The following is a 17,874-nucleotide window of genomic DNA, read 5'->3' as shown; positions in this document are numbered from 1 at the left end:
TCAACCGTAGACACAGAAACTGACACCTCCGCCAATCCCTGCCTTCATACAAGACGCCCAACCGAAACGTCAGGCGGCCCAGACTTCGCGCTTACATTGCATCGGCGTCGCCACCCGAAACATGAAGAAACCCGCCGGCAGGGGAACCGGCGGGCCCTTGAAAACGTGCGCGAGGGGGAGAGCGCACGGTGGGGCAGTGCGTCAGCGCAGGAACGAGCCCACGTTGCGCAGGGTCACACGGCGGTTCTGCCACTCCTCGTAAGGCGTCTGCACCAGAAGGTATTCCTCGCCATAGCCCACCGTTTCCAGCGCGCTGGAGCGGATACCGAACTCGCGCACCAGTACGCGCTTCAGGGACTCTGCACGACGCTCCGACAGAATCTGGTTTGAGTAGGCCGAGCCGACCGCATCCGTGTGGCCCTCGATGAGGACACGGCTGCGCGGGCGCCGGTCAAGCATGCGATTCAACGCATTGGCGATCTGCTCGACCTTGCGGTACTGCGAATAGGGAATCTCGGCCGAGCCGAAGGCGAAGTTGATCGACTGGATGTCGATCGAAGGTGCAGCGCGGCGCAAATCGGGCCGGCGCTTGAACTCCTGCACCGTCACGCGCCGCTGCGGGTCGACCCTCGTTCGCGGCTCGGCCTCGAGCTGGCGCAGGATACGCTCGGCCGACGGCATTTCGGGGGCGGAAATCGATTGGGCGGACGTCACGGCGGGAAAGGCGATGGCGGCCGCCATGGCAGCTATGAATGTGCGACGGAACATTGTCGTCTCCTTCGGTTGCGCTGGGCGGCGCGTTGATCACGATCCGAATTTGACAAAAGCGCACTGAAACGAGGCTGAACGAACTGTTGTCCGCCGTTCATAATCCTTAAGCGCCGACGCGGCGGAGTGGTATGGGTAAATGATGAGGTCCCAATTTGAGATTCTACGGGACAACGTTATTTTCGCACCTTAACCCGAACTACTGATGTGCGACCGGAAGGTATGGGAGCAGTTTGGTGCCCTTTGACGTCACGAAAATTTCAGACTGGGTTTATCGCCTGGCGGGTTCGAACGAATATGGATCAGCTCAGGTTCAGATCACGATATCGGTCGGATACCTAGAGCAGTATCCAAAACACCAGCGCGAAGTTGAGGCGTTGAATGCTGCCTCGAGCATCATCTGGGATATCCAAAACAATTTGATCAACGCTGCGAATGGTTCAGAAGACGATAACACCAGCCGACCTTGATGAGCAGGCTCGCTTAGCAGACGACAAGAATGCGCCAACGCCGAGTTTTTGTCAGGTCGAAAGGAACACCACTTAACTCCGTCCGATGCCATCTCCTAGCGCCATCCCGATGCCCGCGAACTCTACAGAACTCCAGACTGTCAGCCCCACGGCTCCACCGTCTCCTCCGACCAGGCGTAGGGCGAAAACCCTATCCGCTGGTAGAGCTGCAACGCACGCGGGCTGTCGAGCGTGTTGGTGTGGATCACCAGCCGTTCGGGCTCATGCGCCCAGGCGGCAAATACGGCCTCCGACAGGAAGAACTTGGCAAGCCCCCTGCCCTGGAAATCCGGCGTGATGCCGAAATAAAGCACTTCCGCCTCGCCGGGCAGTCGCGACAGGTCTAGCTCGAAGAAGCCGGCCGGCGAGCCCTCGACATAGAGCACCTGGATTTCCGTGTGCTCGGCATGGATCGCCGCCGAAAGATCGGCATCGGTCAAGTCGCGGCGCAGCAGCCAGTGATGCGCCTTGCCCACCTGCTCGTAGAGGTAACGGTAGAAGGCAAGCGGCATGTCATGGGTGCGCAATACCGCAAGTCTCTGTCCTTGTGGCATCTGCACCCGATGCGCAGGCGGCGCGGTCATTTCAAGATGGGTGATACGCGCGGTCATAGGCGCTGAAGCCGATGTCATCTCAATCCTTCCCCGTAACGACAGGCGTGTCGTCGCGACCGCCCCATTCGCTCCAGGACCCGTCATAGAGCCGGTTGTCCTCGTGGCCGACCGAGGCCAGAGCAAGCGAGATGACGGCGGCGGTCACGCCGGACCCGCAGGACGTGACGACCGGCCTGGAAAGATCGAGGCCGGCCACCTCCAGCACCGTTCTCAGCTCCTCGACGGGCAGCAGCTTGCCGTCCTTTGAGAGCGACGGAGCCGGCACGTTCCTTGCGCCCGGCATATGGCCAGAGCGCATCTTGGGGCGCGGTTCTGGGTCCGTGCCGGCAAAACGCCCGGGCGGTCGCGCATCGGCAATCTGCAACGAGCCGTCTTCGACGATCGAACGCATGTCGCCAAGCGAGGCAACGCGCGCGGCGTCGAAATCGACCTCGAAGAAGCCGGGTGCGATCTTCGTTGGCTCGGCCGTCATGGGCCTTCCCTCCGCCTTCCAGCGGTCGAAGCCGCCGTCGAGCACGAAGACCTTTTTCGCGCCCATGATGCGGAACATCCACCACACACGCGGCGCCGAAAACATGCCCGGCCCGTCATAGACGACGATCGTATCCTCCTCGTCGATGCCCATGGAGCTGGCGAACTGCGCGAAAAGGCCTGGATGCGGCAGCGTATGCGGCAGGTCGCTCTGCGGCTCCACGACCTTGTCCTGGTCGAAGAAGATCGCGCCCGGAATGTGCGCCGCTTCGTATTCAGCGCGCCCGTCCCGCCCATGCGCCGGCAGATACCAGGAGGCGTCCACGATGGAGAGGCCGGGCTGGCCGAGGCGCTCCTGCAGCCAGTCGGCCGAGACCACGAAGGCACTGGTTTCGCTCATCACCGTCTCCGTCAGCTTGCCGGCATTGGACCGAAGCGAAGGCGGAACCGCCGGTTCTCGCGCCCCTTCTTCTCGATCTTGCCGATATGGATTTCGCCCACCTCCGCCGTGGAGGCGACATGGGTGCCACCGCAAGGCTGGCTGTCGATCGTGCCACCCTCGCCGATGCCGACCAGCCGGATGCAGCCCGTGCCGGATGGCGGTCGCACGTTCTTGGATTTCACCAGCGAGGGATTGGCTGCAAGTTCGTCATCGGTGATCCAGCGCGTGAACACAGGATGGTCGGCCCGCACCAGTTCCATCAGCCGCGCGGTCACGTCTTCCTTGGCCACGCCTGAATCGGGCAGGTCGAAATCGACGCGGCTGTCATCCTCGCTCACGGAGGCGCCGGTGATCGGAAACGGGCACACCACCGTCAGGAGATGGCAGGCCGTATGCATCCGCATCAGCTTCAGTCGCCGTTCCCAGTCGATCTCCCCCGTCAGGGTTTCGCCTAGCTCCGGCAAGTCCGCGCCGGCTGCCGGCACATGGATGATCTCGTCCTTGGTTTCGCCGGTGATCGTCGCGGCAATCGCGATGGTCGAACCGTCCGCGCGGCTTAGCAGACCCGTGTCGCCCGGCTGCCCGCCCGAGGTCGCATAGAATACGGTCCGGTCGAGCAGGATTCCGCCCCGGTCGTTCACGCCCACGACCCGCGCTTCCATGGTTTTCTGGTAGGAGTCTTCGCGGAAGAGAGCCTGCGTAATCGTCGCCATCACGGCCGCTCCACAGGCGTCGCGTTACGTGTCGGGAACCCGGTCGGGTATGTCGCGCTATCCATGTGTCCTCTCTCGGCCGCACCCGGGTCACACGGGACCTGGATTCGCGGCGACAGAGAACACCACGCACAGCAAGACTGCAACCGCCCCGATGGCGCAGCGGCTACAGGCGCAACGCGAAAAGATTAGGCCACGTCTTCGTAGGGAACCGAAATCTGCGGCGTCGTTTCCATCCAGCCCGGCACCGGAAGCTTCTTTTCATGCAGGAACTGCGGGTTGAACAGCTTCGACTGATAGCGCATGCCGTAGTCGCAGAGCATGGTTACGATGGTGTGGCCCGGCCCCATATCCCGGGCGAGCCGGATCGCACCGGCAATGTTGATGCCGGTCGAACCGCCCAGGCAAAGCCCCTCTTCCTGCACCAGATCGAAAACGATGGGCAATGCCTCCTCGTCCGGAACCTGATAGGAAAAGTCCGGCTCGAACCCTTCGAGATTGGCGGTGATGCGCCCCTGCCCGATGCCCTCGGTGATGGACGAGCCTTCCGATTTGAGCTCACCCGTCGTGTAGTAGCTGTAGAGCGCTGCCCCCAGCGGGTCGGCCAGCGCGACCTTCACGGCATTGCTGTTCTGGCGCAGTCCTGCCGCCACCCCGGCCAGCGTGCCGCCGGTGCCGACAGCGGAAACGAAACCGTCAATCTTTCCGTCCGTCTGCCGCCAGATTTCCTGCGCGGTGGTTTCGATATGCCCGTCGCGGTTGGCCACGTTGTCGAATTGATTGGCCCAGATCGCACCGTTGGGCTCGGTCTTCGCCAGTTGTTCGGCCAGCCGCCCGGAAACCTTCACATAGTTGTTCGGGTTCTTGTAGGGCACGGCCGGCACCTCGATCAGTTCCGCGCCGAGTAGGCGAAGGGCGTCCTTCTTCTCCTGGCTCTGCGTCTCGGGGATGACGATCACGGTGCGGTAGCCGAGCGCCTTCGCCACCACGGTCAGGCCGATACCCGTGTTGCCGGCAGTGCCTTCCACGATAACGCCGCCCGGCCGCAGCAGGCCCTTGCGCTCCGCATCCCGGATGATGAAAAGCCCGGCCCGGTCCTTGATCGACTGTCCCGGGTTGAGAAATTCGGCCTTGCCGAGAATCTCGCAACCGGTTTCTTCCGAGGCACGCTTGAGCCGGATCAGCGGCGTGTTGCCGATGATATCGATCACGGAACTGGTCATGAAACTTTCCTTGTCGTCATCTTTTGCGCGAGCCTAGAAACGTGGAAGGTTGCTTTCAAGGTTGGATTTTGCGTCAAACCTGCTTATTTCGGCATCCCGATACCCAATGTCGCCCGGTGGCCTTTCCAAGGCGCGCCGGCGTCGTTACCACATCCTGTCGCGAAACCAGCTTCGGACTCCTTCATGACGCTGTACAGAGCCGACCCAAAGGACGGCGTCGCCTGGATAACGGGCGCCAGCACCGGCCTAGGCAGGCAGCTTGCGCTCGATCTCGCCCGTGAGGGGTTTGTGGTCGCGGCGACGGCGCGCGACGAGGAACGCCTGCTGACGCTGGTGAAGGAAGCCGGCGGCATGACCGGCCGCATCGTGCCCTATTTCTGCGATGTCACCGACGAACGCGGCATGGAGCGCACGGTCGCGGCGATCGAGAAGGAGCTCGGGCCGATCGTGCTCGCAGTGCTCAATGCCGGCATCTATTCGGCCACGCACGGCGAGCGGCTGGAGACCTACAACTTCACGACCACCTATAACGTCAACCTCCTGGGCGCCATCTACGGGCTCGTGCCGGTGGCAGATCTGATGCGCGACCGCGGCCACGGCCAGATCGCCATCATCGGCTCCGTCACCTCCTATTTCGGCCTGCCGGCGGCCGGTGCGTATGGCAGCTCGAAGGCCGCGCTCCACAGTCTGGCGCAGTCGCTTCGCTACGATTTCGACAAGCTCAACATCCGCCTGCAGATCGTCAACCCAGGCTTTATCGACACGCCACTCACGGCCAAGAATCGTTTCACGATGCCGGGTCTGCTCGCCGTTGAGGATGCGTCCCGGCGGCTTCTCCGCGGCTTGCGCAAGGGCGGCTTCGAGATCGCGTTCCCGCGCCGCATGGTCTGGCCGACCCGGATCATGCGGTTCTTGCCCGAGGCACTGCGCTATCGCATCATGCGTCGCATTACGGGTTGGGACGGAAGACGTTTCGGCACCAGATCCAAGCGTTAAAACGGGAGCGGAGGCGATGGTGCGGATGATCTTTCTCATCGTCGCCGTCGTGCTGGTCGCGCTGATCCTCCTGTTCCTGGCCGGCCCGCGCGTTGCCACCGACACGACGATCACATTCGACGAATCCGCGATAGGAGATGATCCCGTCGCCTGGCTCGCGGCGGGCGAGGCCGATGTACCGAATCTGCGCGCCGAACTGGCGAAGGAAGTCGTCTGGGCCGATCCGGCCTCGAAGGGCCGTACGCCGCTGGCGATCGTCTATATCCATGGCTTTTCCGCGTCAAAAGGCGAACTGCGGCCGGTACCCGATCGCGTGGCCGCCGACCTCGGAGCCAACATCTTCTACACCCGGCTCGCCGGGCATGGCCGCGACGGCCCTGCAATGGCGGAAGCCTCGCTGAACGACTGGATCAACGATTACGCCGAGGCGATAGCCATCGGCCGGGCGATCGGCGACAGGGTCGTCGTCATAGCGACGTCCACCGGCGCGGCACTTGCTACCTGGGCGGCGACACAAGCCGACCTGTCGCGCGATGTCGCCGGATATGTCTTCGTCTCGCCCAACTACGGCGTGCAGGCCGCAGGCGCATGGCTGCTGACGATGCCCTGGGGCAGGCAGATCGCGGAAATGGCAGTCGGTCCCGAACGCGGCTTCGACCCGATCAACGAACAGCACGGCCGATACTGGACCACGCGCTATCCGACTTCCGCGACGTTGCCGATGGCCGCCTTGACCAACCTTGCACGGCAGGCGCCGGTCGAGAGGGTTACGGCGCCGGCGCTCTTCATATTCTCCGACGCCGATGCCGTCGTTCGTCCTGAACTCACCCGCGATATAGCCGCCCGCTGGGGTCAGCCGCACGAGATGATGATCGTGGAAGGATCGGACGATCCCTCCAATCATGTCATCGCAGGCGAAGCCATCTCGCCATCGACGACGATGCTCGTTGCCGGACGCATCGGCGAGTGGGTCGCAACCCTCAGGCGTTGACCTCTGCCGCAGCCTTTTCAGGCTTGGCGTCGCGACAGGCCAGGTAGATGAGCAGCGACAGTGCCAGCGTGATCGCATAGAACCAGAACAGCGCCTGATAGGCCGCTGCGGGCGCATCGGCTGCCGTGTTTGCGGTCACGACCGCCCCGGTCGCGAATTGCATCACGCCCACCCCGCCGATGGAGAAGAAGTTGAGCATCGTCACGCCACGCCCCGTCAGATGCGGAGGCAGGAATGCGCGGCCATGCGCCATCAGCAGGCCATAGCTGCCGCCGGTCAGCCCGATCATCACGAGGAACAGGGTTGTCGTCACGACGGTGGTGACCGGATAGAGCGCGATCGCCACAAGCGCCGCCAGCCCGATCGCATTGCCTGCGACAGCCACCCATTTGCGGGTTCCGAACAGTGTGTCGAGCGGGCCATAAACAAAGCTGCCGACGACCATCGCCAGTGCCATGAACAGCGTCACCTGCCCGATCGCCAGCGAATCGAGCCCATAGACATCGGAAAGATAGGGACCGGCCCAAAGGCCGCGTATGCCTGCGGCCGCCGCATAGTTCAGTGCCACGAGCGGCAGGATAGGCCACAGCACCTTCAGGCTGAACAGCTCCAGATAGCCGGCAAAGCCGTTGTCGGCCGTCCCGTCGCCATGCCGCGCCGGATCGCGCACGAAGAGCAGGACCGCAAGAGCGGTCAACAGCGTCACCGCGCCAAGCCCCAGCATGACCGGTCGCCAGCCGAAGGCGTCGGCGGCGGCCGCCAGCGGCGAAGCGCCGATCACGTTGCCGAACGAACCGAACCCGACAAGCCAGGAAACCAGAATCGCCAGCCGTGCCGGCGAATAGGTGCGTGCGAAGATGAAGACGGAGGCCATGAGCACCGGCGCGCAGCCGATGCCGATCATCGTCATCGCGACGATGACCATCCAGGGTTGGGTCGCGCTCGCAAAAAGCAGCGCGCCGCCTGCACCGCCCACCGCGAGCAACGCGGCGGCCGTGCGCTTCGGCCCGTACCGGTCGAGCGCGACGCCGATGCCGAACTGCGACAGCGCGAAGGCCACGAACCAGGCGCCGGACGCGACCGAAAGGTCACCCTTCGTCGCGCCCAGTTCCGTTATCAGGGCCGGCGTAAGGACCGCGAGGAAGGAGCGGTAGAATTGCGAAAGGACGTAGGCGATCGCGAGCGCCGCCAATCCGGCCATGAGGCGTTTCCCGTGTTCTCTCGATACGGCCGGACGGCCGACAGGAAACGCCTTAGAGTATCGGGCCGGCCCGCGCAATTGGGCCAGCCCGAGCGCTTTTTAGGCCGCGCGTTCCGCGGGGCGGCGTCCGCCATTGCTGCGGCGCTTGCCGCGGAAAGGCTTCTTGCCACCCGGCTTGCCGGCAAAGGGCTTGTTGCCGCCTGGCTTGCCACCGAACCCTCTCGGCTTGCCCTGTCCGTTGCGCGGGCGGCGCTCGCCCGTGTCGCCGGCGTCCCGGTCATCGTTGGCCGCCTGCGGACGCGGCGCGTTCTGCTCACCGCGCGGCCGAACCGGATCCGGCTGGTCGAGATGCGAGGCCGCCACCGGCAGCTTCATGCGGATGATACGCTCCACCTGGCGCAGCTTCGAGCTTTCGGTCGGATCGCACAGCGTGATCGCGATGCCGTCCGCGCCGTTGCGGCCCGTGCGCCCGATGCGGTGCACATAGCTTTCCGCCTCGTCCGGCAGGTCGAAGTTCACGACATGGCTGATACCGGGCACGTCGATGCCGCGCGCGGCGATGTCGGTGGCGACCAGAATGCGCACCTTGCCCTCGCGGAAGCCGGTCAGCGCCTTCTGGCGGGCGTTCTGCGACTTGTTGCCGTGGATCACGGCGGCCTCGAAGCCGTCGCGCTCGAGGTCCTTGGTCACGCGGTCCGCGCCATGCTTGGTGCGGGCGAAGATCAGCACCGACTTCATCGCCTCGTCGGCGAGCATGTCGGAGAGGATCTTGCGCTTCTGCTTGGTGCGCGCCATCACGAGGCTCTGCGTGATCTCGCCGGCGGTGGTGCCCTGCGGCGCCACTTCGACACGCACGGGGTTCTTGAGAAGCCCGGCGGCAAGCTGTTCGATCTCATGCGGCATGGTTGCGGAGAACAGCGCGGTCTGGCGGTCGCGGTGCGTCGCCTTGGCGATGCGCTTGACGTCGTGGATGAAGCCCATGTCGAGCATGCGGTCGGCTTCGTCGAGCACCAGGAAGCGGGTCTCGGCAAGGCTGATCTGGCCTTCGCGCACAAGGTCCGTCAGCCGGCCCGGCGTGGCGATGAGGATGTCGATGCCCGGCGCCATGCGCTTGATCTGCGAGAAGCGCGAAACGCCGCCCAGAACCAGCGCGGTCGAGACATGCAGGCCCTTCGACAGCGTACGGATCGTCTCTTCGATCTGAACGGCCAGCTCGCGCGTCGGCGCGAGAATCAGCGCGCGGCAGGTGCGCGGCAGCCGCTTGGTGCCGAACCCGACGATCTTCGACAGGATCGGCAGGCTGAAAGCGGCGGTCTTGCCGGAGCCTGTCTGCGCGATGCCGAGAATGTCGCGGCCTTCGAGCTGCGCCGGGATCGCCTGCACCTGGATCGGCTTCGGATCGGTGAAACCGGCCTTCTCGGTCGACTTCAGCAGCGCGCCGGTAATGCCCAGTGCAGCGAATCCGCCATTGGTTTCCACGGCGTTGTTGTTTTCGTTCGTCAAAATCTTCTTCTTTCAGGCGGCCGGAAGCTCATGGCGGCGGCCGCGCAATATCGCGGCAGGGCGCAACCTGCCGCAGCAAATCTGTAAAGGAACGACAAGACGGCGGGGCATGGCCCCGCGCGGCTGCGCTGTCGTGCCCGCGTGCCTTGTGCCGCGGGGCTCATTCGCCGCTCGCCATGTCGGGTGACAGGAAAGGGAGAAAACAGACGCAACCAGTCCATTCAAGGAAAGCCGGCAGATCCGGCCCATGCGCCTCGTGGCTCGCATATGGGGCAGTTCGCCCTCGAAAGCAACCGATTTCTTGTGCAGCGCAGCAAGCGCGTCAGCTTTGCGCCTTCGCCGCCAGCTCTGCCAGCTTGAGCACGGTGTTCCAGTTGCGCGCCGTGTTCGGCACGCCGATGCCCTTGTCGAACCGCTCAGCCAGCTTGGAGGTGCCGAACCCCGCCGGCGTGTGCAGATAGGCGACGTTGCCGACGACCTCGATGCGGTCGCGGCCCTGCGCGATGTCCTGCAGCGCCTTTACCCTGGCAGGATCGGGCGGGGCGGCCAGCCACGCCGCGTGCAGGAATTTCGGGGTCTCCGTGGCATCGGAGAACGGGTTGTTTGCGATCACCGCATCCCATTCTTCGGCCGAAATCAGATAGATGTCCTTCTCGAATCCGAATTCGCGCTTGCAGATCGCGGCGATCTCCTTCGCCGCCGTCGCACGGGATTTGCGCGTCGTCACCAGCGCGTTGCCGCTGTTGATGTAGGTCGCGACATTGCGAAAGCCGGCCTCCGCCAGTTTCTCCCGCAGCGGTGCGGTCGGAAGCTGCGTCTTGCCGCCAACACCGCGGAACAGGACGATATAGACCGTGCCGCTCATATGATCAGCCCCGCCAGAACTTCGTTGTCAGTAATGTCCTGAAACGCCCAGCCGCCTTCCGCGAAGCGCTTCTTCAGCACATCGAAGTTCTTCGCGTCCTTCGTTTCGATACCGATCAGCACCGAGCCGAAATTGCGCGCCGACTTCTTCAGATATTCGAAGCGGGCGATGTCGTCGTCGGGACCGAGCAGCTCCAGGAAATCGCGCAGCGCGCCCGGCCGCTGCGGGAATCGGAAGATGAAGTATTTCTTCAGTCCCTCGAAGCGCAGAGCCCGCTCCTTGACGTCGGGCAGGCGCTCGAAATCGAAATTGCCGCCCGAGACCACGAGCACGACCGCCCTGCCCTTGAGTTCCTTGCGCGAAAAATCCTTGAGCGCATCGATGGCGAGCGCGCCTGCCGGCTCCAGCACGATGCCTTCTATGTTCAGCATCTCGATCATCGTTGCGCAAAGCCGGTTTTCGGGCACCAGCCTCACCTGCGCCTCGCCGAACCCCTTGAGCAGCCGGAAGTTCTCCTTCCCGATCTCGGCCACTGCCGCGCCGTCGACGAAATTGTCCACCGTGTCGAGCTTCACGCGGCGTCCGGCGGCAAGGCTGCGCTTCAGGCTTGGCGCGCCCAGCGGTTCGGCGAAGGCAAAGCGGGGCGCGGCTCCGCGTTCTGCGAAATAGCGCGTCACGCCGGCTGAAAGCCCGCCGCCACCGACCGGCAGCACCATCAGGTCGGGCTCCACGCCCTCCGGCATCTGGGCTGCGATCTCGTGAGCTACCGTCGCCTGCCCCTCGATGATGTCGCGATGGTCGAAGGGCGGCACCATCAGCCCGCCGCTGGCGTCCGCGAAATCGAGCGCCGCGCGATAGCACTCGTCGAAGAAGTCGCCGATGAGCCGTATCTCCACCATGCCGCCGCCGAACATGCGCGTCTTGTCGATCTTCTGCTGCGGCGTGGTTACCGGCATGAAGACGACGCCGCGCCTGCCTAGATGCCGGCACACATAGGCGAAACCCTGCGCATGATTGCCCGCCGAAGCGCATACGAACGCCTCCGGAGACAGCCCCGCACCAACCGCCTTGTGGAAAAAGTTGAACGCGCCACGGATCTTGTAGGATCGCACCGGCGACAGATCCTCACGCTTGAGAAACACCCGCGCGCCCGTCTTGCGCGACAGGTAGTCGTTCTCCTGAAGCGGCGTCGTTTCGAAAAGCGCTCGCATCGCATCCGCCGCGCGGGCGACATCGCGTGTGAATCCGGCCATGGTTCGGCTCCGTCTGCTTGTGCCGGCCCTATTGCACAAACGGCCGGATGACGCCACTCTCCGCCCGCGCCCAGAGTCGAGGCTTCTTCCCCCGTGCATTACTCTTCCATACGTGCCGCGCTCCACATCGCTTCGGTCTTCGCCATCTATCTCTCACTGGCGATGCTGATTCCCGCGGCAGTCGACCTCTATTTCGGCAATGACGATTGGAAAGTCTTTGCCTTCTCTTCCCTGTTCACCGGCGGGCTGGCGCTTGGTCTTGCACTCGCCACTCAGGGCCGGCCGCCGCCGATCTCATCGCGCTTCGGCTTCCTGCTGGTCAATCTGCTGTGGTTTACGACTTGCGCTGTTGGCGCGGTGCCGCTTCTGGCCTCCTCGATCGAGATGAGCGTTGCCGACGCCTTCTTCGAGGCAGTCTCGGGAATAACCACCACCGGCGCGACCGTGCTCGAGGGCCTGGACGGCATGCCACCCGGCATCCTTTTGTGGCGTTCGATTTTGCAATGGATGGGCGGTCTCGGCGTGATCGCGCTCGGCCTGTTTGTGCTGCCGTTCCTCAATGTAGGCGGCTTCTCCTATTTCCGCATCGAATCGTCGGATACGGGTGATCGCCCGTTCGAACGCTTTTCCACCTACACGACCAGCCTGATCGCCATCTATGCGCTGCTCACGCTGATCTGCGGTCTGCTTTACTCTGCCGCCGGCATGACAAGCTTCAACGCGCTCAACCACGCCCTGACCACGATCTCGACGGCCGGTTTCTCCACCCATGACGCCTCGATGGGTCAGTACGGGGACAATCTCGCCGTCCTGTGGATCGGCACCATCTTCATGTTCATCGGCGCGCTGCCATTCTCCATCGTTATCCTGCTGGCCGTGGCCGGGCGACTCGACGCGCTGCGCGATCCCCAGATTCGTGTCTTCGCCGGCTACGTGGTCGCTTTCGTGATCGCGGTTGCAATCTATCTGCGGGTATCGACCGGCGTGCCGTTCACGGTCGCCCTGAGCCACGCTGCGTTCAATTTCGTGTCGATCATCACAACCACCGGCTATGCCAGCCAGGACTACATGCAGTGGGGGCCGTTCGCTGTGGGATGCGCGTTCGCTGCAACCTTTCTCGGCGGCTGTTCAGGCTCGACCTCCGGCGGGGTCAAGGCCTATCGCTTCCTCGTGCTCTACAAGCTGCTCGTCAACGGTCTGCGTCGCTTCGTCTATCCCAACAGCGTCGCCAGCGTCCGATACGGTGATCGCCCCGTCGATGACACGGTCCAGCGCGCGGTGGTGCTGTTCATTTCAGCTTTCATGGTCATCTGGCTGATCCTGACGATCCTGCTCGCCGCAACCGGCCTGGACATCCTGACCGCACTCACGGGCGCATTGACTGCCCTGACGAACGTCGGCCCCGGCCTCGGCGACCAGATTGGGCCGGCCGGAAATTTTGCGGGTGTGCCGGATGCAGCCAAGTGGCTGCTGTCGCTCGGAATGCTGCTCGGCCGCCTGGAAATCCTGGCCGTGCTGGTGATCTTCACCCCCGCTTTCTGGAGCCGGTAACCGGAAGTTTTGCCACTGCGGATGGACGCGGACGGCTTTAGCGGCTATCCGCAGACGGACATTGGTTCTGGAGTTTGCCGTGTCTGCTTTCCGGCGCACATTGATGGCATTGTTGCCGGCTTTCGCTCTTGCGGTCTCGGGCTGCGCGGGCGGTCCGTCCCGCAGCCTCACGAATGCGCTGGCGGCCGAACCTGACGCAATCATTGCAACGCACAGCATTCTGGTCGCGACGACCCGCGCCAAGGCAGACGATCCGTCCGAGGTCTATGGCGGCGGACGCGGCGACGAGCTCGGCTTTGCCCGCGTTAACGTGACGGTACCGCGCATCCACAGTTCAGGCAGGCTGGAGGGTCCCCGCAACGGTGCGCGGCGCGATGCATCCAAACACTTCGCCGCCAGCGAGATCGCCTTGTTCCCGAAGGAGCAGGATTTCGGCAACGCCCTGCGCGAGAACCTGGCACGCACCGACGGCCGCGCGCTGGTCTTCATTCACGGCTACCGCACAGCTTTCGACGGCTCGATCTATCGCGCCGCGCAGATCGTCCACGATTCCGGCTATGCTGGCACGCCGGTCCTGTTCTCGTGGGCCTCGACCGGCCGCACCGTCGACTACATCTACGACAACAACTCCGCGACCGTCGCCCGCGACGGCCTGGAAAAGACGCTGCGGCTGCTCCGCGCCAGCGGCGCGAAGCGCATCGACATCATCGCCCATTCGATGGGCAACTGGGTCACGATGGAAGCCCTGCGCCAGATCGCCATCGCCGATGACCAGACCGTGGCCGGCGCCCTCGGCGACGTGGTGCTCGCGTCGCCCGACATCGATGTTGACGTCTTCAAGACGCAGCTTCAGCGTATCGGCAAGCTGGACCGGCCTTTCCTGGTCATGGTGTCGCGCGACGACCGCGCATTGCTGGTGTCATCCATCCTTGCCGGCAGCCGTCCCCGGGTCGGCGACTACGACAAGGACGAAGACCTCGCGAGTCTCGGCGTGACCGTGATCGACGTGTCGGCGCTCGAGAGTGGCGACCGGCTCAATCACGCCCGCTTTGCCGATAATCCGCTGCTGATCCAGTTGCTCGGCCAGCGGCTCAACGAGGACGATACGCTCGGCGGCGACGGCGACCAGGTGACCCGCCGTCTCGAAACCCTCGCGCAGGGCCTCGGCCAGACGATCGGCTCGGCGGCCGAGATCATCATCACCACGCCCTTCGAGGTCATCAACGTCGCCGTCGGCGGTGCGCGCTAGGCCAGCAGTCCCTTAGAGGAACAGGTCGACCGTCTCGAACTTCGTCACGTCGACGATGCCGACATCGGAAATCCGAAGCTCGGGGATCACGACCAGCGCCAGCAGCGAATGCTGCATGTAGGCATTGTTGAGCGAGCAGCCCATGTCGCGCATTGCGGCCGTCAGCTTTGCAGCCTTCTCCGCTACGACCTCGGCGCGCTCGGCGGACATCAGCCCGGCAATCGGCATCTCAACCAGCGCCAGCTCCTTGCCTTCGGAAATCAGCACCACCCCGCCGCCGACCTCGCCCAGCCGGTTCGCCGCCTGTGCCATGTCCGCCTTGTTGGTGCCGACGACGATCATGTGGTGGGAATCGTGCGCGACCGTCGACGCGATCGCGCAGTCCTTGACGTAGCCGAAACCGGAGACGAAGCCGTTGACCACGCCGCCCGTGCCGCGATGCCGCTCGACCAGTGCGATCTGGCAGACATCGTTCTGCCGGTCCATCGCGACCAGCCCGTCCTCGACCGCCAGTTCGGCTTCCAGCGCCCGCGTGGGCGCCTGGTTCTCGATCACGCCGATCACCCGCGCCCGCACCTCGTTGGCGCCTGCGGGCGCTGCGATATCGAAATCGGCAGCCGTCAGCGCCTTGCCGAGCTTCACCGTACCCTTCGCGCTTGCCGGATAGTCGTAGGCCGGAATATCCGCTTCCAGCCGGCCGTTGCGCGCAAGCCGCACGCCGCGCCCGTAAACCTCGTCGATCGTCAGTTCGGGCAGGTTCGAGACGATGAGGAAGTCGGCGAGCCTGCCCGGCGTGATCGAACCCAGCTCGCGCTCCAGGCGGAAGTGCTGGGCCGTGTTGATGGTCGCCATCTGGATAGCGGTCACCGGGTTCAGCCCTTGTGCGATCGCGTGGCGGACCACCCGGTCCATGTGCCCGTCGTGGACCAGCGTGCCGGAATGGCTGTCGTCGGTGCACAGGATGAAGTTGCGCGGGTCGAGCCCCAGCTCCGTCACCGCCTTGATCTGGCTGGCGACGTCGTACCACGCGGAACCCAGCCGCAGCATCGCCTTCATCCCCTGCCGCACGCGCGCGACCGCATCCTCGACCGCCGTACCCTCGTGATCGTCCTCCGGACCGCCGGCGACATAACCATGGAAGGCGAGACCGAGATCGCGCGAGGCATAATGGCCACCAACCGTCTTGCCGGCCTTCACCGTCTCGGCAATTTCCGCCACCATCACCGGATCGTTGCTGGCGACGCCTGGAAAATTCATCACCTCGCCGAGCCCGACGATATTCTCCCATGTCATCGCCTCGGCAACGTCGGCGGCGGTCAGTTGCGCGCCCGCATTTTCCAGTCCCGGTGCGGACGGCACGCAGGACGGCATCTGCACACCCACATTGATCGGCATCGCCAGCGCCTCGTCATGCATCAGCCGCACGCCCTCGAGGCCGAGCACGTTGGCGATCTCGTGCGGGTCAATGAACATGGACGTCGTGCCGTGCGGGATGACGGCGCGGCAGAACTCCGTCACCGTCACCATGCCGCTTTCGACGTGCATATGCGCGTCGCACAGGCCCGGCACCAGATAGCGGCCGCCCGCGTCCACCACCCTGGTGCCCTCGCCGATCGCGTGCGAGGCATCCGGCCCGCAATAGGCGAAACGTCCCTCCACAATCGCCACATCGGTGCCCGGCACCACCTCGCCGGAGTGCACGTTCACCCACCGCCCGTTCCTGACGACCAGATCGGCGGGCTTGCGCCCAGTCGCCACGTCGACGAGACGCGGCGCGACCTCGCTCCAGGATTTGGGTCGGTCGAAGGCGGATTTCGCGGCTGCGGGCATCAGGTGGTGTCTCCTTTTGCCCGACTGTGCCAAGTCTCGCGCCAAACCGCCAGCCGCTTTCGTGTCGCTGCTACCGCGTGACGATCTCCGGTCCCATCAGCGTATAGGGCAGCCATGTCGATATGATCGGCACATAGGTGATGATGATCAGGAACAGGAACAGCACCGCCACGAACGGAAGTGCCGCCCGCACGACCTGGATCAGGCTCATGCCGGTTATGCCGGAGGTGACGAACAGGTTGAGCCCGATCGGCGGCGTGATCATCCCGATTTCCATGTTCACGACCATGATGATGCCGAGATGCACCGGATCGACGCCGAGCTCCATCGCGATCGGAAACACGACCGGCGCCACGATGAGAAGCAGGCCCGACGGCTCCATGAACTGGCCGCCGAGCAGCAGCAGCAGGTTCACCGCGATCAGGAAGGTGAACCAGTTGAAGCCCGCGCCGAGCATCAGCTCGGTGATCGTCTGCGGAATCCGCTCCGACGACAGCACATGCGCGAACAGCAGCGCGTTGACGATGATGAACATCAGCATGATCGTCGTGCGCGCCGCATCGACCATCACCTTGCGGGTCTCGTCGTTGAAGAAGGCAGGCAGGAAGTTGCGCGCCATCAGCGAGAGATTGCGGCCCCAGATCGGCAGGCCGCGCACGAGATAGGCTGGAATGTTGCCCGGATTGGACTGCGGATCGCGCCAGACGACATAGGCGATTGCCAGCACGAGCGAAAGAACCGCGCCGACAAGCGCCCGCCCCGAAAGCGTAACGCCCTCCCAGCCATCGGTGGCGAAGAAGGTCAGGATCATCCACACGAAGAAAAAGGCGAGCCCATAGACCGTGCCCGAAAACCCGACGCGCGCGCCGTCGCTGTCGGTTTCGGCGATCCACCGTATGCCCTTCATCGGGCCCATGTCGCGATAGACGAACAGCGCCACGAAGAAGGCGTAGACCGCCGCGACCGACGCGGCCTCCGTCGGCGTGAAGACGCCGCCATAGATGCCGCCGAGAATGATGATGATCAGGAACAGCCCCCAGCCGGCCTGCTTGCCGCCCTCGAGGATTTCGTGAAACCCCTTCCACGGCTCCGCCGGCAGGTTACGCCAGCGCGCTACCACATAGATCGCCACCATCAGCATCAGGCCGGCCAGCAGGCCGGGCACCACGCCGGCCAGGAACATGCGGCCGACGGAGACGTCGGTCGCCGCGGAATATACCACCATGACGATCGACGGCGGGATCAGGATGCCGAGCGTCCCGGCATTGGCGATGATGCCGGCGGCAAATTCCTTGCTGTAGCCCACCTGCCGCATGCCGGCGATGGCGATCGTGCCGATCGCCACGACGGTGGCCGGTGACGAACCCGACAGGGCCGCGAACATCATGCAGGCAAGCACAGACGCCATGGCGAGACCGCCGCGGAAGTGCCCCACGCTGGCGATCGCGAAGCGGATGATGCGCCGCGCCACGCCGCCGGTCGACATGAAGGCGGATGCCAGAATGAAGAACGGGATCGCCAGAAGCGTGTAGTTCTGCGAGGCGGTGAAGAGCTGCAGCGCCACCGACGAGACCGAGTCGTTGGAAAAGAAGGTGATGATGATCAGCGACGAAAGGCCGAGCGAGACGGCCACCGGCGCGCCGATGAAGAGCAGGAAAAGGACGAGGATGAAGAGGATCGCGGATTCCATGCCTG

At 64.2% G+C, this 17,874-nt stretch carries 16 protein-coding genes; 5 read left to right on the top strand and 11 right to left on the bottom strand.

Annotated elements, in window-relative coordinates; genetic code table 11:
• Positions 1-201: 201 nt before the first annotated feature.
• Positions 202-768: an OmpA family protein gene (locus ACVJNE_RS15585; RefSeq protein WP_499566985.1), complete on the bottom strand. Its 567-nt coding sequence runs from the start codon at positions 766-768 to the stop codon at positions 202-204.
• A 236-nt stretch (positions 769-1,004) separates the two neighbouring features.
• On the opposite strand from ACVJNE_RS15585, the gene ACVJNE_RS15580 reads away from it, so the two are divergent.
• Positions 1,005-1,238, top strand: coding sequence for a hypothetical protein (locus tag ACVJNE_RS15580; protein WP_499566983.1), 234 nt, complete (start codon positions 1,005-1,007; stop codon positions 1,236-1,238).
• A 140-nt stretch (positions 1,239-1,378) separates the two neighbouring features.
• Here the strand turns inward: ACVJNE_RS15580 and ACVJNE_RS15575 are convergent, their stop codons facing one another.
• From ACVJNE_RS15575 to ACVJNE_RS15560, 4 genes are all read right to left on the bottom strand, one after another.
• Positions 1,379-1,909, bottom strand: a complete 531-nt coding sequence (locus tag ACVJNE_RS15575) for a GNAT family N-acetyltransferase (protein WP_499566981.1) — start codon at positions 1,907-1,909, stop codon at positions 1,379-1,381.
• Position 1,910: 1 nt separating this feature from the next.
• Positions 1,911-2,762, bottom strand: coding sequence for a 3-mercaptopyruvate sulfurtransferase (sseA, locus tag ACVJNE_RS15570; RefSeq protein ID WP_499566980.1), 852 nt, complete (start codon positions 2,760-2,762; stop codon positions 1,911-1,913).
• A gap of 11 nt (positions 2,763-2,773) precedes the next feature.
• Positions 2,774-3,517, bottom strand: coding sequence for an alanyl-tRNA editing protein (locus tag ACVJNE_RS15565; protein WP_499566978.1), 744 nt, complete (start codon positions 3,515-3,517; stop codon positions 2,774-2,776).
• 188 nt (positions 3,518-3,705) lie between these two features.
• Complete coding sequence (locus ACVJNE_RS15560) at positions 3,706-4,740, bottom strand: cysteine synthase A (RefSeq protein ID WP_499566976.1); 1,035 nt, start codon at positions 4,738-4,740, stop codon at positions 3,706-3,708.
• A gap of 183 nt (positions 4,741-4,923) precedes the next feature.
• On the opposite strand from ACVJNE_RS15560, the gene ACVJNE_RS15555 reads away from it, so the two are divergent.
• A complete protein-coding gene (locus ACVJNE_RS15555; RefSeq protein WP_499566974.1) occupies positions 4,924-5,736 on the top strand; it encodes an SDR family NAD(P)-dependent oxidoreductase in 813 nt (270 codons plus the stop codon).
• 16 nt (positions 5,737-5,752) lie between these two features.
• Positions 5,753-6,727, top strand: a complete 975-nt coding sequence (locus ACVJNE_RS15550; RefSeq protein ID WP_499566972.1) for an alpha/beta hydrolase — start codon at positions 5,753-5,755, stop codon at positions 6,725-6,727.
• Here ACVJNE_RS15550 and ACVJNE_RS15545 read toward each other — a convergent pair.
• The 4 genes from ACVJNE_RS15545 to ilvA form a co-directional block, all read right to left on the bottom strand.
• Entirely contained in the window at positions 6,717-7,928 is a 1,212-nt protein-coding gene (locus ACVJNE_RS15545) for an MFS transporter (protein WP_499566971.1), read from the bottom strand. The genes ACVJNE_RS15550 and ACVJNE_RS15545 overlap by 11 nt on opposite strands.
• 99 nt (positions 7,929-8,027) lie before the next feature.
• Positions 8,028-9,431, bottom strand: coding sequence for a DEAD/DEAH box helicase (locus ACVJNE_RS15540; protein ID WP_499566969.1), 1,404 nt, complete (start codon positions 9,429-9,431; stop codon positions 8,028-8,030).
• Positions 9,432-9,753: 322 nt separating this feature from the next.
• Complete coding sequence (locus tag ACVJNE_RS15535) at positions 9,754-10,296, bottom strand: DUF1697 domain-containing protein (RefSeq protein ID WP_499566968.1); 543 nt, start codon at positions 10,294-10,296, stop codon at positions 9,754-9,756.
• On the bottom strand, positions 10,293-11,549 hold the full coding sequence (ilvA, locus tag ACVJNE_RS15530; RefSeq protein WP_499566966.1) for a threonine ammonia-lyase IlvA: 1,257 nt from the start codon (positions 11,547-11,549) through the stop codon (positions 10,293-10,295). Before ilvA ends, ACVJNE_RS15535 begins: the two co-directional genes overlap by 4 nt.
• A 162-nt stretch (positions 11,550-11,711) precedes the next feature.
• On the opposite strand from ilvA, the gene ACVJNE_RS15525 reads away from it, so the two are divergent.
• Together ACVJNE_RS15525 and ACVJNE_RS15520 are read left to right on the top strand one after the other, a co-directional pair.
• Positions 11,712-13,100 (top strand): TrkH family potassium uptake protein, encoded by a 1,389-nt coding sequence (locus ACVJNE_RS15525; RefSeq protein WP_499567003.1) that lies wholly within the window; start codon positions 11,712-11,714, stop codon positions 13,098-13,100.
• Between the two features lie 79 nt (positions 13,101-13,179).
• Entirely contained in the window at positions 13,180-14,349 is a 1,170-nt protein-coding gene (locus ACVJNE_RS15520; protein WP_499566964.1) for an alpha/beta hydrolase, read from the top strand.
• Positions 14,350-14,361: 12 nt separating this feature from the next.
• On the opposite strand, the gene ade is transcribed toward ACVJNE_RS15520, so the two are convergent.
• Both ade and ACVJNE_RS15510 read right to left on the bottom strand, forming a co-directional pair.
• A complete protein-coding gene (ade, locus tag ACVJNE_RS15515; protein ID WP_499566962.1) occupies positions 14,362-16,179 on the bottom strand; it encodes an adenine deaminase in 1,818 nt (605 codons plus the stop codon).
• A 70-nt stretch (positions 16,180-16,249) separates the two neighbouring features.
• On the bottom strand, positions 16,250-17,869 hold the full coding sequence (locus tag ACVJNE_RS15510; RefSeq protein WP_499566961.1) for a TRAP transporter large permease: 1,620 nt from the start codon (positions 17,867-17,869) through the stop codon (positions 16,250-16,252).
• Positions 17,870-17,874 lie beyond the last annotated feature (5 nt).

It is taken from the genome of Mesorhizobium sp. DxT, from assembly GCF_058448885.1.
The sequence above is the reverse complement of the archived record's forward strand: the minus strand, read 5'-3'. Positions and strand labels throughout refer to the sequence as shown.

Bases quoted from the DNA above. Each gene is read 5' to 3' on its own strand.
- ACVJNE_RS15585 (WP_499566985.1), bottom strand. From the start codon at position 768: ATGTTCCGTCGCACATTCATAGCTGCCATGGCGGCCGCCATCGCCTTT.
- ACVJNE_RS15575 (WP_499566981.1), bottom strand. From the start codon at position 1,909: ATGACATCGGCTTCAGCGCCTATGACCGCGCGTATCACCCATCTTGAA.
- sseA (WP_499566980.1), bottom strand. From the start codon at position 2,762: ATGAGCGAAACCAGTGCCTTCGTGGTCTCGGCCGACTGGCTGCAGGAG.
- ACVJNE_RS15565 (WP_499566978.1), bottom strand. From the start codon at position 3,517: ATGGCGACGATTACGCAGGCTCTCTTCCGCGAAGACTCCTACCAGAAA.
- ACVJNE_RS15560 (WP_499566976.1), bottom strand. From the start codon at position 4,740: ATGACCAGTTCCGTGATCGATATCATCGGCAACACGCCGCTGATCCGG.
- ACVJNE_RS15555 (WP_499566974.1), top strand. From the start codon at position 4,924: ATGACGCTGTACAGAGCCGACCCAAAGGACGGCGTCGCCTGGATAACG.
- ACVJNE_RS15550 (WP_499566972.1), top strand. From the start codon at position 5,753: ATGGTGCGGATGATCTTTCTCATCGTCGCCGTCGTGCTGGTCGCGCTG.
- ACVJNE_RS15545 (WP_499566971.1), bottom strand. From the start codon at position 7,928: ATGGCCGGATTGGCGGCGCTCGCGATCGCCTACGTCCTTTCGCAATTC.
- ACVJNE_RS15535 (WP_499566968.1), bottom strand. From the start codon at position 10,296: ATGAGCGGCACGGTCTATATCGTCCTGTTCCGCGGTGTTGGCGGCAAG.
- ilvA (WP_499566966.1), bottom strand. From the start codon at position 11,549: ATGGCCGGATTCACACGCGATGTCGCCCGCGCGGCGGATGCGATGCGA.
- ACVJNE_RS15525 (WP_499567003.1), top strand. From the start codon at position 11,712: ATGCTGATTCCCGCGGCAGTCGACCTCTATTTCGGCAATGACGATTGG.
- ade (WP_499566962.1), bottom strand. From the start codon at position 16,179: ATGCCCGCAGCCGCGAAATCCGCCTTCGACCGACCCAAATCCTGGAGC.
- ACVJNE_RS15510 (WP_499566961.1), bottom strand. From the start codon at position 17,869: ATGGAATCCGCGATCCTCTTCATCCTCGTCCTTTTCCTGCTCTTCATC.